Genomic DNA, 13,257 nt, shown 5'->3' on the forward strand with positions numbered 1-13,257 from the left:
TTAAATTAAAAAGCCGCAGATGTTCAGATTGATTCGTCAAATCTGCGCATCTGCGGCAATTATATAAATTTGGTTTTACTTACCGAAAGATTTTAAAATATCATTACCAAAAGCAAACACCATTAAACAGATCAGGATCACAAAACCCACAATTTGCGCCTTCTCCAGCACTTTTTCACTTACAGGCTTACGTTGTACCATCTCGATTAAAAGAAACACTACATGACCTCCATCTAAGCCCGGAATAGGTAATAAATTCATAAATGCCAATGCCATCGAAATTAATCCTGTTAAAGTCCAGAATTTAACCCAGTCGAAAGTACTGCCATACACCTTGGCAATCCCAATCGGGCTGCTGATGTTGCGCGCACTTAACTTTCCGGTTATCATTTTGCCAATCCCTTTTGCATTATCTACAAAAGTGCTCCATGCCATGGTTGCACCAACTGGTAACGATTCTATAAAGCCAAAATCTACATGTGCAGTTTCAGGCATTTTTAAATTAGGGATAATCCCAATGGTTCCATCTTTGCTCACTTTAAGATCGAACTTTACTTCTTTGCCTTTGCGTAGCGCATTAATGGTAATTGGTTTTAATTTGTTTTTAGAAACCTCTTCTTTAAACTGATCGAAGAAAGTAATCTGTTTTCCATTAACCGATAAAATGCTATCGCCTGGTTTAATCCCTGCCGCATAAGCTGGATATACGGGTTTCTCGAACTTTCTGCCAAACAGTTTATCAAAAAAAGATGGTTTATCTGCTTTTTCATCAGGTGCACTTACCTTTTCTACGCTTTCCATCGTATATCTGGGCGAGATAAAATTCTCTTTATCGTTTTTCGATATTTTATTTAAAATAATATCAGGAACAGAAATGTAAAGTGTTTTATTTTCCCTTAAAATGGTCAACTGGGCTCCATCAAACAATACTTTGCTCGATATAGCATCTTCAAAACGAATTAACTTGTTGCCGTTGATGGCCAAAATCTTATCTCCGTTTTTTAAACCGATTTCTTTCCCAATTGTGCCTACAGAAATACCATCGTTCAGTTTGCTGTTAACGGTATAATTTTGCCCGACATTGAAGGTTAACATCCAGAAGATAAAAATACCCACGATTACGTTTACGATAATACCACCCAACATCACAATTAAACGTTGCCAGGCTGGTTTAGAACGGAATTCCCATGGCTGAGCAGGTTGAGCCATTTGCTCAGTATCCATACTCTCATCAATCATTCCGGCAATTTTTACGTAACCACCAAGTGGCAACCATCCCACTCCATATTCAACATCACCTCTTTTAAAACTAAAAAGTTTGAAACCCCAGGCATCAAAAAATAAATAAAACTTTTCTACTTTAATACCAAATGCCCTGGCTGCCAAGAAATGCCCTAATTCGTGTAATATTACCAATAAAGACAATCCGAGCAGCAGCTGCCCCGCCATAATCAATCCATTCATATTCTCTTATAAAATTTTTATGTTAGATGTTAAACTATACTTTTTGTTACTAATTCGCCGGCTAAGATACGGCTATGTTTGTCAGTTTCTAAATAATCACTCAATTGTGGTTTTTCAACAAAACTAATTTCTTCCATACACTGTTCAATAACCTCGCTCATCTGCAGAAAACCGATTTTATCCTTCAAAAATGCTTCAACAACAATTTCATTCGCGGCATTTAAAATACAAGGCATATTCCCTCCCTTTCGTAAAGAAGTAAATGCCAGGTCTAAATTCCTGAATGTTTCCATGTCGGCTTTTTGAAAGCTAAAGTTTGGATAATCTAAGAAGTTAAAACGCTTAAAATTGTTTTTTAGCCTGTCGGGATAATTTAAAGCATACTGAATAGGCAGTTTCATATCCGGGACACCCATTTGTGCCTTCATCGATCCATCGGTAAACTGAACAATGGAATGAATGATGGATTGAGGGTGAACAATTACATCAATCTGATCTACATCAAGGTTAAACAACCATTTTGCCTCAATTACCTCCAGGCCTTTATTCATTAAAGAGGCAGAATCGATCGTGATTTTTGCGCCCATCACCCAGTTGGGATGTTTTAAAGCCTGCTCTTTCTTTACTGTAGATAAAAAATCTTTTGTTTTGCCCAAGAATGGTCCGCCTGAAGCTGTTAAATAAATCTTTTCGATTTCATTTTGCTCCTCGCCCACCAAACACTGAAATATTGCTGAATGCTCTGAATCGACAGGTAAAATTTTAACTTGGTATTCCGCTGCCAGTTGAGTAATCAGTTCGCCGGCTACAACCAAGGTTTCTTTGTTGGCCAAAGCAATATTTTTTCCAGCCTTAATCGCAGCAATAGTAGGTTTTAATCCTACAGAGCCCATTAATGCCGTTAATACCACATCACTATCGCCATAAGCAGCAACCTCTGACAATGCGGCTTCGCCTGCCAAAACTTTAATATTTAGCGTAGACAAAGCAGTTTTAACTTCGCCGTACTTGCTTTCATCACAGATTACAACAATGGCTGGCTTAAATTCCTTCGCCTGTTGAATAAGTAACGCTGAATTCTTTAATGCAGATAATACAACAACTTTAAATGTTGCAGGATGGTCACTTACCACTTCTAGTGCTTGTGTACCTATACTTCCTGTAGAACCTAATATGGTTATTCTTTTCAAATCGTTTTTAATATCGTAACGCTTACGGTTAAATTAAGCATTTTATTCATCATTTTATCGTTCACCCGCTTTTGTCATTCTGAAAAGCATCTGTTGAGCCAATCGTCATCTCGACTGGAGTGAAGCGGAATGGAGAGATCTATCTAGACAGATTTCTCGACTGTGTTGCACTTCGCTCCAATGCCGTGGTTCGTGTCTCCACGAACTACTTTCCTCATTTCGTTTCGTGAGGACACGAACCGAGGAAGATTAGTTAAACAATATACCTCTCCAACCCTTCCGCTAGCTTGCGATCATTACTCAAACGTGGCACTTTATTCTGTCCGCCTAATTTACCTTCACTTTTCATGTAGTTAACAAAAGCATCTTTTTGCAAAGTACGTATAATCAATGGCTGAAGGATCTTCCCTTCAATCAGGTCAAAGTAATAAATATTTTTCTTTTGCAAAGCCTCATCAACCTTTTTACTAAAAGCTGTCATGTCTTTTGGTGCAGACGAAAATTCTATAAACCACTCGTGATAAGGCAATTGACCGGCTTCCGGATTAACCTGAGGCGCAACTGTAAATTCTGTAATTTCTACCTTTTCTTCATTGGCCACACTTAAAATCGCCTGTTCTACCTCTTCTCCTATTACATGTTCGCCAAAGGCAGATATAAAGTGTTTAATCCGTCCGGTTACCACAATTTTGTAAGGATTTTTAGAAACAAACTTCACCGTATCGCCTATGCTGTAACCCCATAAACCTGCATTGGTATTTAAAATTAACGCATAGTTGGTATCTAGTTCAACCTCACTAAGCGGTAACCGTGTTGGATTATCATTGTAATATTCATCAGCTGGAACAAATTCGTAAAAAATCCCTGCATCGGCCAGTAACAATAGTCCTTTATCTTTTTGCGAATCTTGATAGGCAATAAATCCCTCCGAAGCTGGGTAAGTTTCTATAGCATCAATTTTCTTCCCGATACTTTGTTCAATTTTTGCCCGATAGGGTTCAAAATTTACACCTCCGTAAATAAAAAGGCTAAAATTCCTGAATATTTGGGCAATTTTCTTCCCTCCCGATTTTTCAGATAGTTTATCGAAATACATCTGTACCCAAGGTGGAATACCCGAAATCAAGGTCATGTTTTCATTAATGGTTTCCTCAACAATGGCATCAACTTTTTGTTCCCAATCTTCGATAATATTGGTTTCGTAAGAAGGTAATCGGTTCTTTTGCAGGTAAGCAGGCACATGATGCGCCACAATGCCCGATAAACGCCCAACATTGATTCCATGTTTTACACTTAAAACCGGACTTCCCTGAAGAAAGATCATTTTTCCATTTACAAAATCAACCTTACCTGTTTCATTAATATAAGTTAGGATGGCATTACGGGCAGCTTTGATGTGCTCAGGCATCGATTCTTTCGATAGCGGAATATATTTTACACCTGAAGTGGTACCTGATGTTTTGGCGAAATAAAGTGGTTTACCTTTCCAAAGTACATCAGCTTCGCCTGCTACTACACGATCTACATAGGGTTTTAATCCTTCGTAATCCTGAACGGGAACATGTTTTTTAAAATCAGCATAGGTTTTAATCTCGGCGAAATGATGATCTTTTCCAAATGCAGTATTTTTAGCCTCATCAATAAGCTTTTTCAGGATGTTATGCTGAGCATTTACAGCATTATTTTTCCATTTGTTAATCTGCCAAACTGCAAATGCCGCAAAGGGTTTACTTAATGCTGCTTTAAGCCCCCACCCCCCTGAAGGGGCCTTTTCCTTTCTGCCGTTCTTTTCTTTTTCCATAAATTTTAATCTGATTTTTAACTCCCCTTCAGGGGCTGGGGGTTAAACGATATTATGCAAAATATCTGGATGCTCATCGCCTTTATATTCGCTCGAAATTTTGCGGTATGCAACAGTTAGTGCTACACTCGAAAGTGGAACGATGATAAATGAACTTAAAATATTTACAATGAAAGCGATTAGTGGCCATTGCAGGTAGTTTAGCAACAGGTAGATTAAATACCCTCCGCCTAAAACAACCAATAGCAATAAAATCTTAGTAAAATTTCCTTTAGTAGTAGCTAAACTCAATTTAATCGAATCGAAAGGCGTTGCACCTTTATCAATAATAAAAAACGGGAAGAAAGAAATTCTTAACCAAGTGATAAAAATGGCAATAATGCCTACTGAAATGGCCACGTTTTTAACAATGGCTACATTAATCCCAGTATAAATAAAAGGAAAAGCAACCAGGATTACCACCAGATAAACACCAAGGATACAACCTACAAAATAAAGGGTAGCTACCAGGAACCTTATAATTTGTTGCCTGGTTGGAAGCGTATCTACAATTTTCACATCGGTTTCTTCATCGTCCATTAAATGGAAAATGTATTTGAAAAGCGAAAGATTGATGGTAAAATAAAGCAGCACAAAAATAATCACCATGATTACACTCAAGGCCTTACTTACATCCTTAATAAAAAAGGCCATTAGGCTCGAAGCACTTGCAGTGATAAACATCAGAAAACATAGTGTAGCAATCGAGAAATAGTGTTTCTTGGTAATGCTCCACGCCTTTTGAATTACATCATTAACGGCGAACGTACTTTCTTTTAGGTAATTTATCATTGTTGTTTGAATACCACTCGTTTAAATAAATCCTGTATAAATCCTAAACCATAAGCGGTTAATTGGATAAATGAAGATATAATGCTCAAAAATGCAACTTTTAACGATTTATTTACAGACCATGAATGAAAAAATATCAACATAAAGTAAATCAATAAGAAGAAGTTACAAACATATGCCAATGGAGGATATATAAAGTTACACAAAATGGTGAAACCAAAACCCAATGTAAACAAGGCTGGAAAAAAATGTACAAGTTTTAATTCTTTTGGGAAATATTTGTAAATATTAATCCTTGCCCTGCCAAAAAAGTGTAACTGCTTGTAAAACTGGCTAAAGCTCGTCCGGCGTTTATGGTAAACCTTTGCATCCGGGATCAACCCGATTTTAAAGCCGTTTTCATGGATACGGATACTATATTCGATATCTTCGCCCAATCGCGTCAGGATAAAACCACCTACCTTCTCCCAGGCCTGACGGGAAACCCCCATATTAAAACTGCGTGGGTGAAATTGTCCTACGTGCTGTTTGTTTCCGCGGATTCCACCAGTGGTGAAAGGCGAAGTCATGGCATAACTAATTGCTTTTTGCACAGGCGTAAAGCTATCATGTGCAGCATCCGGACCGCCATAGGCATCTAAATGATGCTCATACAAATAGTTTTTAACCGTTTCGAGGTAATTTGCAGGAATTAAACAATCTGAATCGAAAATAACAAAGTAATCGCCTGTAGCCCTTTCGAAACCAAAATTACGGGCAAACCCCTGTCCGGCATTTTCCTTATAGTAATATTTGATATCCAGTTTATCTGCATAAGAAGCTACAATTGCTTTTGCGTCGTTTTTCGAACCATCTTCAATAACCAAAACTTCAAACTGCAAATAGGTTTGTTTAGTTAGGGTGTTTAATAGTTCGTCAATTTCTTGAGGACGATTGTAAAGTGGAATGATGATGGAGAAAAACATGTTTACTAGAGGTAAAAGGTGAAAGGTAAAAGGTTGAGGGTTTCGGCGCATAAACCTTACGCCTTAAACCTTTTACCTTATACCCTCTTCTCGATTAAATATTGATTTCTTTCTGGTGCGTTGCGCGATAAGAGTTCTGCAATAAAACCTGCCAAGAACATCTGCGAACCAACAACAATGGCAACCAGTGATAAATAAAACAAAGGCTGATCGGTTACATCGCGATAGGCTAAACCTTGCCATATCAAATATTTCTTTTCGAATAATATGTAAAGCGCCATAATTATACCGATAAAGAAGCTTAAAACGCCTAACGAACCAAAAAAATGCATTGGGCGTTTACCGAATTTACCGACAAAGAAAATAGAGAGTAAATCTAAAAAGCCGTTTATAAACCTGCTGAAACCAAATTTAGTTGTGCCATATTTACGGGCACGGTGTTCTACCACCTGCTCGGATATTTTACTAAATCCGGCCCATTTGGCAATTACCGGGATATAACGGTGCATTTCGCCGTAAACTTCGATGGTTTTGATCACATCGCTACGGTAAGCTTTTAAGCCACAGTTAAAATCGTTCAGCGCTATACCGCTCATTTTACGGGTAGCGGCGTTGAATAATTTTGTAGGGATAGTTTTAGTAATCGGATCGTAACGTTTCTTCTTCCAGCCTGAAATGATATCAAGCTTTTCTTCTTTTATGCGACGGTACAATTCAGGGATTTCATCCGGACTATCCTGCAAATCGGCATCCATGGTAATAACCACATCGCCCTGAGTAGCTTCGAAACCAACATTTAAAGCTGCCGATTTACCGTAATTCCTTCTGAACTTGATGCCTTTTATAGCAGGGTTTTGAAGCCTTAATTCTTCGATCACCTCCCACGATCTATCGGTACTACCATCATCAACCAAAATAATTTCATAGCTGAAATTATTGTCGATCATCACTTTATCAATCCATGCCGTTAATTCTGGCAAAGATTCATCTTCATTAAATAAGGGCACTACAACTGATATATCCATTTTTTAAGCATAAACCTCGCAGGTTTTAAAAACCTGCGAGGTTTGTTTAAAGTAAAACGTGCAAATTTCATCAAATTAAATGATAAAACCTGCACGTTCAAAATTTTTGATCTTAATTATAATTTAATGTCTTTAGCTTTTACTCTCACAATTTTTCCCTGGTCTGAAAAAACCAAAACACCGTCATTCTTAGCTTTGTAGGCAACCAATTTTTTGAAAGCTAGGCTAAGACCTAAACGTATCTTTTCTCTTAATTCAATGTTACTATTATTTTCCATTTGTTAAGGAATTAAATTTTGACCAAGTATTTCTTTCAAAGATAGTTATTTCATTTTTTAAATTTCCCTCAGCAATAAATTGTAAATCGTTATACTCCCAATGTCGTCATTTCGAGGGGTAATTTATTTTATAAAAATCAATATGAGTGACGTACAATTGTTTTCTTTTTCCATACACCAGGAGCTTGCCTCGGCTCGCCGCCGCCGAAGGGCTCTTTCTTTTTGGCATCAAAAAAAAAAACAGTTGTGCGGCCAGAACAGTGCAACCCGAAAAATTTGTTAGGCCGGATTTAAGTAGAACGGGGATACGGTGCTGCGGCCTAGTTGGGCGGAAACACAAAATCGGTTAAAATGTTGATTATTAGTAGTTTGTAAAATAACGTCAATGGTAGCGCAGCGAAGTCGAGAAATCTAATTCGATAGATCTCTCTCCCGAAAGTTCGGGACTGCGCTTCAGGAGATGACGACTTTTTTTGGATCAGTCAAAGATAGCGGGATGTAATGTATTCGAGATAGCGAAAAAAAAACGTGCAACCTTCATCAAATTAAATGATAAAACCTGCACGTTCAAAAATTTATAAAAGAAATTAAGCCTGAGTTGGAAAATCTTCCAGTTTAACTGGTCTTTCTCTTTTAAAAATAGCTGCAAAAATCAGAGCAAACACAAAAATTATTGAGATTGCTATTGTAATATTTTTGAATACCGATTTAGGAGTTAGTTCATTTTGTTTAGCAAACTGATCATCCATTTTAGCACTTTCCTCATCTAATTTATCCTGATCAACATTTTGATTTTTCATAAATGCTATCGTTTTCTCTTTAATGTGTTCTTGCATCCTTTCTGTTGAAGTAGTGTCAATGATTTTAGTATAAAGTAAGTTCAAACCAAATGAAACCAACCAACCGACAAAAAAAACAATAAAAATCGATTTTAGAGCCTGTTTAAATGTCCAATAACCCCCAATATTTTTCCGAAGACTTCTGCATATAAAAACTGATAGCACGATAGGACCAATTACTAAAAATACTAAGGGAAAAATGATTACCATTGTCCAGAAAGAATCTACTCCCTGCATTAGGAATAGTAATGCAATACCCAAAACAAACATTTCGACTCCCAATATTAAACCGCTTTTAAAAAGCTCTTCATAAACCTTTGGTTTCTTTTCTTCCTGAAGTATCTGTTGTTCCATGATAAATTTATTTTAATTATTTACTGTTGTAATTAATATATAAGTAGCAGAATCGAACGATTTGTTACTGCTAAACTGAATTATTTCTTTTGTTGTTTCTGCACTTCCCTCAACATCGAGGAAAAAAGTCATAAATGGAACAAACAATTCTTGCATTTCTTCACTGATATTTAAATTTGCAGCTGTTTTACAAATCTCTTCTATACTGGTTTCTGCTAATTGTTGATTACTGATCAGTTCTTCGTAAATCTCAAATTCATCCTGAAACTCATCATCTTCTACCAATAAAAATTCTTTTAAGAAATCGCCCAATTCAGGATCTAAATCTTCATCCTTACACTCTTTAATGTAAAGCAAAAGGTTTAACAATTCTGTTCCTCTATCTATGGTTTCTTCTTCGATATTCGCCCATTCATCACTTTCTAAATAGTCGTCTTCCAGTTTCTGTACGTCACTGCTAAAGAAATTCACCATTAATAAATCGAAAAATACTTCGCGTAATTCTTCAAATTTCGGGTGAGCATCGAAAACGGCATCGAAAGCAGTTGCTTTATCTAAAAAGTTAACATCAAGCTCAAAAGCAGCTAATAATTCTGTTTCAAAACCGTCTACATTGGTAGCTGAAACCTCAGCATACTTGTTAATGGCTGCACTTAGTGCTTTTTTTACTCTATTGTCCATACGATTAGGATTATTAAGATTTAAGGATTATTAGTTCATTAAATTGATCGTCATGCTGAATTTATTTCAGCATCTATATTGTATTGTCAGCTATTTTTAACTAATTCTCCCAGTACTGATTATTATTATAAACCAAAGTTACTTTTCCTGTTAGCTCAGCACCCAATAACGGACTGTTTGCCGATTTTGAATAATTGCTTGTGGCATTGTACAACCACTTTTCTGTTGTATTGAAAACAGTAAAGTTGGCATCAGCATCTTCTTCGATTACCGGAATAGCTAAATTTAATAATTTACGTGGATTAATGGCCAATTTCTCTACAATTAAAGCAATATCCAATCCAGCCTTTAATAATAGTGGTAATACGGTTTGTAAAGCGATGATGCCGTAGTGCGCAATTTCGAACTCTACATTTTTAAATTCGATTTCTTCAGGACGGTGCTGGGAAGTAATGGCATCAATGGTTCCATCTTTTAAACCGGCAATTAGCGCCTTTACATCTGCTTTTCCACGCAGTGGTGGCTTAACCTTGTAGTTGCTGTCAAAATCGCTTAAAAGCTCTTCTGTAAACACAAGGTGATGTGCGGTTACATCGCACGAAACCTGAACGCCATCTTTTTTTGCTTTACGAATCAAAGCTACAGCCCCGGCAGTTGAAATATTGCTGATGTGGATTTTGGTTTCATTATAAGATGCCAGGAAAATATCGCGGGCAATATGCATTTCTTCGGCTAATGCTGGTAAACCTTTCATGCCCAACAGCACAGAGTTTTTGCTCTCGTTAATCTGCGATTTGCCAGCTATGGATTTATTTTCGGGATAAACCATTAATAGTGCATCGAAACCTTTTGCATATTGCAAAGCACGGCTCATAAAACCATCATCTTGTAAGGCCCTATCACCATCAGAAAAAGCAACCGCACCTGCCTGCTGCATATCGAACAGCTCGGCAAGCTCCTTTGCCTCACGGTTCTGACTTATCGCACCAACTGGCAACACATCAACCAAATTGTTTTTGGCCCTATTGATAATGTATTCTACCTGAGATTTTGACTGCACAACCGGACTGGTTTGCGGCAATAAAGCTAAGCCTGTAAAACCTCCAGCTTTTGCCGTTGCGGTTAATGTTTGAATATCTTCCTTAGTTTCGAAACCCGGATCGCCAGCTACGCAGTTTAGATCGAAAAAACCTGGCGTTAAGAAAGCACCCTGAGCATCAAAAACAGTTTCGTTTTTATCGGCAGTTAATTTACCTATGTTTTTAATTTTGCCATTTTCTACCCGAACATCGCATTGTTGATTATTGAATTTACTTTGCGGATCGGCAATGGCTACATTTTTAACCAGGAGATTCATATTGTTTTTTTTGTGTTGTTAAAAAATCGAATGAGCAAAATTTCTGCTGCAATAAAAATCAGCGACAAAATTAGACAAAGTTTCCATAAAGTCTGCCCGATTTTATTAGTGCCGGCAATTAATTTAACGGCATCTTTATCGGTATCGAATATTTTAAGGTTGCCTTTGTCAGCCAACTGATTGAGTTCTGTTTTGTCTAAATAATGCATATCAGATTCTGTTCTGCCATTGTTGAAACTATAAACAGCAAGTAGCGAATCTGCAAGTTTCAGGTTATAAAAGCCTGCATTTTTTATCTGATCGGCAATGTAAATCAGCGTTTTCCCATTTGCCTGACGGATTTCAGGAATCGCCTCAAAACCATCTGCAGTAATTTTTAAGCTTTGGTTTTTACCCAGCGTAATCTTTTTACCCGCCAAGGCATTATCATTACCGAGGTTGTAGTATAAGGGCGTTTCATTTCCTCCACTCAATGCCAAACGATATATTAAAGGCACGAACACCGGATGACGGGCTAAATTCCCGTCACTTGTATTAAGCCCTGAAGCAGATAAATAAACCTGCCCGTTACCTACGCCATATTTGGAGAAAAATGTTTTTCTGCCAGGCAATAACATAATATCTTCTTTATTGGAGGTGTTTTTCTCTACAAAAGAATAATAGCGGGAAACTGTTGGAAGATCAAGATTTTTAGGGATTTCCTCAAAAACAGTCTTGAAAATAGGATTTTGCAGATCAATCTGATCAACCTTGCTTGGTGTGGTATTTAAACCTTGAATGGCAGGGAGCGACAATCCGCTTAAAAATGAGTTATAAGTTTGAATATTGGCATCTAAATCAGGAAAAAGCACCACCGTACCACCTGCATTCAGATAGGTTTTTAGCTGTTGTGCCAATCCTGTTGATGGATTTTTCAAACCGTTCAACACAATCAGGCCGTAACTGTCAAAACTGCTATAATTCACATTGCTTTCGGCATTCTCGGTGAGTTTATAATAACGATCCGCGGCAAACAGTGCTTTAATGTAATTGCCTGTATTGGCTCCGTTAATACTCAGAACAGGAAAACTTTCATCTACCTTAAAACTGAAGGAAAGTGTATCATCAAAGGTTACCGGAAAATCTTTAATGCTGATGATACCTTTTTGCCAGCCTGCGTTCAGTCCGGAGAAATTCAGGGTATCTTTAACCGTTTTACCTGCAGGGATGGTTACAGCACCCAATCCTTTTTGTTGGTTGTTGATGCTGAGCTTTAAAGGGATATTTTTCGCTTCCTCTTCAGCGTAATTTTTCAACTGTACAACCAAACGCTCATTTGCTCCCGGCTGATGATTTGGCGAAAGTGCCCAAACGCTATCTATTGCAATATTCGGAAGCGTATTGGCATTCAGTTTCAAAAATGAATATTGAATATCTGCTTTTGTATCGAGTTTATTGGTGGTGGAGATATTTTTTTGAAAATCGGAGATCAGAAAGCTATACTTATTTACAGAACCAGTTAAAACATTCCCCTGCCGGTTTAGTATCTGTTGGAGATTACGGTTTGCTGCCGAGATTTTAACATCATCCAATGCTTTTAAAAACTCTTCCTCGTTTAACAATCGTTGGTGTTTTCCTTCGAAATTATTGGTCAGGAGTTGAAAACGATCGTTCATTCCAAAACCTTTTACCAGTTCTTTTGCCCTCCGCTTGGCTTCATCAAGCAGGTTGCCATCTTTATTAATGGCTTCCATGCTGTAAGAATTATCGATATAAATGCTTACTACATTGTTTAAAGCAATTGTTTTTTGATTGTGCGCTGGAATATAAGGCTGGGCAAATGCCAGGACCAAAAAGATAATTGCCAAAATCCGCGACAACAGAATAAGCAGGTTTTTAAGTTTTTCTTTAGAAGAATTTTGCTGTTCTACTTCTTTTAAAAGCTGAACATTAGAAAAATAAACCTTCTTAAACTTCCTGAAATTGAATAAATGAATGATAACCGGGATGGCAACCGATATTAGTGCAAAAAGAAAGCCCGGATAAAGGAAATTCATTAAAAACCAAAGATAGAAAAATTATGGAAAGTGGCGAATTTGAAATGTATTATTTGGATATCAACATAGATTAATACGCATCAGAATTTAATATCTGTTTCTATTTATCGCCATAATGCCCAGCAGCAGCCAAAACCAATACACTTACTTCTTCACCATTAATCTGATAAACCAATCTATGTTTTTGTGTTATCCTTCGAGAATATAAGCCAGACAGATTATATTTCTTTAGTTCAGGCTTCCCTGCGCCAGTGGTTGGGTGATCAAGGATCAAGCAAAAAAGTTGGGGAGTATTAAAGTTTGATTATTTTTGTGAAAATACTTTGTTTTGGACACCACACTACTATCTTTCATACTTCCTGAAGGCTTAACCGAATACTTTGAACTTGATAAGTTTGAACTTTCTGAAGGCTCTTATCATATTTATCTTTTAGAA

General features: G+C 37.2%; 12 protein-coding genes. All 12 read right to left on the minus strand.

Annotated features, from left to right (window positions below):
• Window positions 1-75 precede the first annotated feature (75 nt).
• Window positions 76-1,464: an RIP metalloprotease RseP gene (gene rseP, locus AW17_RS08470; protein WP_029275702.1), complete on the minus strand. Its 1,389-nt coding sequence runs from the start codon at window positions 1,462-1,464 to the stop codon at window positions 76-78.
• Between the two features lie 29 nt (window positions 1,465-1,493).
• Window positions 1,494-2,654 carry a 1-deoxy-D-xylulose-5-phosphate reductoisomerase gene (locus AW17_RS08475; RefSeq protein WP_029275703.1) on the minus strand — a complete coding sequence of 387 codons (1,161 nt, stop codon included), beginning with the start codon at window positions 2,652-2,654 and terminating at the stop codon, window positions 1,494-1,496.
• Window positions 2,655-2,907: 253 nt separating this feature from the next.
• Window positions 2,908-4,455 (minus strand): GH3 auxin-responsive promoter family protein, encoded by a 1,548-nt coding sequence (locus tag AW17_RS08480; protein WP_051691708.1) that lies wholly within the window; start codon window positions 4,453-4,455, stop codon window positions 2,908-2,910.
• A 42-nt stretch (window positions 4,456-4,497) separates the two neighbouring features.
• A complete protein-coding gene (locus tag AW17_RS08485) occupies window positions 4,498-5,286 on the minus strand; it encodes a hypothetical protein (RefSeq protein WP_029275705.1) in 789 nt (262 codons plus the stop codon).
• Window positions 5,283-6,251: a glycosyltransferase family 2 protein gene (locus AW17_RS08490; protein ID WP_029275706.1), complete on the minus strand. Its 969-nt coding sequence runs from the start codon at window positions 6,249-6,251 to the stop codon at window positions 5,283-5,285. The genes AW17_RS08485 and AW17_RS08490 overlap by 4 nt, the downstream gene beginning before the upstream one ends.
• A 77-nt stretch (window positions 6,252-6,328) precedes the next feature.
• Complete coding sequence (locus AW17_RS08495) at window positions 6,329-7,276, minus strand: glycosyltransferase family 2 protein (protein ID WP_029275707.1); 948 nt, start codon at window positions 7,274-7,276, stop codon at window positions 6,329-6,331.
• A gap of 116 nt (window positions 7,277-7,392) precedes the next feature.
• Window positions 7,393-7,554 (minus strand): hypothetical protein, encoded by a 162-nt coding sequence (locus tag AW17_RS24420; RefSeq protein ID WP_167343653.1) that lies wholly within the window; start codon window positions 7,552-7,554, stop codon window positions 7,393-7,395.
• Between the two features lie 587 nt (window positions 7,555-8,141).
• The gene (locus tag AW17_RS08500; RefSeq protein ID WP_029275708.1) at window positions 8,142-8,747 is read right to left on the minus strand and encodes a DUF4199 domain-containing protein; all 606 of its coding nucleotides are present in this window, start codon (window positions 8,745-8,747) and stop codon (window positions 8,142-8,144) included.
• Window positions 8,748-8,759: 12 nt separating this feature from the next.
• Complete coding sequence (locus AW17_RS08505) at window positions 8,760-9,428, minus strand: hypothetical protein (protein WP_029275709.1); 669 nt, start codon at window positions 9,426-9,428, stop codon at window positions 8,760-8,762.
• Window positions 9,429-9,528: 100 nt separating this feature from the next.
• Complete coding sequence (locus AW17_RS08510) at window positions 9,529-10,785, minus strand: dihydroorotase (protein ID WP_029275710.1); 1,257 nt, start codon at window positions 10,783-10,785, stop codon at window positions 9,529-9,531.
• The gene (locus AW17_RS08515) at window positions 10,782-12,821 is read right to left on the minus strand and encodes a BatA domain-containing protein (protein WP_029275711.1); all 2,040 of its coding nucleotides are present in this window, start codon (window positions 12,819-12,821) and stop codon (window positions 10,782-10,784) included. Before AW17_RS08515 ends, AW17_RS08510 begins: the two co-directional genes overlap by 4 nt.
• 100 nt (window positions 12,822-12,921) lie before the next feature.
• The gene (locus AW17_RS23570; protein ID WP_083488657.1) at window positions 12,922-13,095 is read right to left on the minus strand and encodes a Txe/YoeB family addiction module toxin; all 174 of its coding nucleotides are present in this window, start codon (window positions 13,093-13,095) and stop codon (window positions 12,922-12,924) included.
• Window positions 13,096-13,257 lie beyond the last annotated feature (162 nt).

This window comes from Pedobacter borealis DSM 19626, assembly GCF_000708285.2.
Taxonomy (GTDB): Bacteria; Bacteroidota; Bacteroidia; order Sphingobacteriales; family Sphingobacteriaceae; genus Pedobacter; species Pedobacter borealis.

Excerpts from the sequence above, each read along its gene's own strand:
- AW17_RS08515 (WP_029275711.1), bottom strand. The coding sequence starts at position 12,821 with ATGAATTTCCTTTATCCGGGCTTTCTTTTTGCACTAATATCGGTTGCC.
- AW17_RS08490 (WP_029275706.1), bottom strand. The coding sequence starts at position 6,251 with ATGTTTTTCTCCATCATCATTCCACTTTACAATCGTCCTCAAGAAATT.
- AW17_RS08500 (WP_029275708.1), bottom strand. The coding sequence starts at position 8,747 with ATGGAACAACAGATACTTCAGGAAGAAAAGAAACCAAAGGTTTATGAA.
- rseP (WP_029275702.1), bottom strand. The coding sequence starts at position 1,464 with ATGAATGGATTGATTATGGCGGGGCAGCTGCTGCTCGGATTGTCTTTA.
- AW17_RS08495 (WP_029275707.1), bottom strand. The coding sequence starts at position 7,276 with ATGGATATATCAGTTGTAGTGCCCTTATTTAATGAAGATGAATCTTTG.
- AW17_RS08485 (WP_029275705.1), bottom strand. The coding sequence starts at position 5,286 with ATGATAAATTACCTAAAAGAAAGTACGTTCGCCGTTAATGATGTAATT.
- AW17_RS08505 (WP_029275709.1), bottom strand. The coding sequence starts at position 9,428 with ATGGACAATAGAGTAAAAAAAGCACTAAGTGCAGCCATTAACAAGTAT.
- AW17_RS08480 (WP_051691708.1), bottom strand. The coding sequence starts at position 4,455 with ATGGAAAAAGAAAAGAACGGCAGAAAGGAAAAGGCCCCTTCAGGGGGG.
- AW17_RS24420 (WP_167343653.1), bottom strand. The coding sequence starts at position 7,554 with ATGGAAAATAATAGTAACATTGAATTAAGAGAAAAGATACGTTTAGGT.
- AW17_RS08510 (WP_029275710.1), bottom strand. The coding sequence starts at position 10,785 with ATGAATCTCCTGGTTAAAAATGTAGCCATTGCCGATCCGCAAAGTAAA.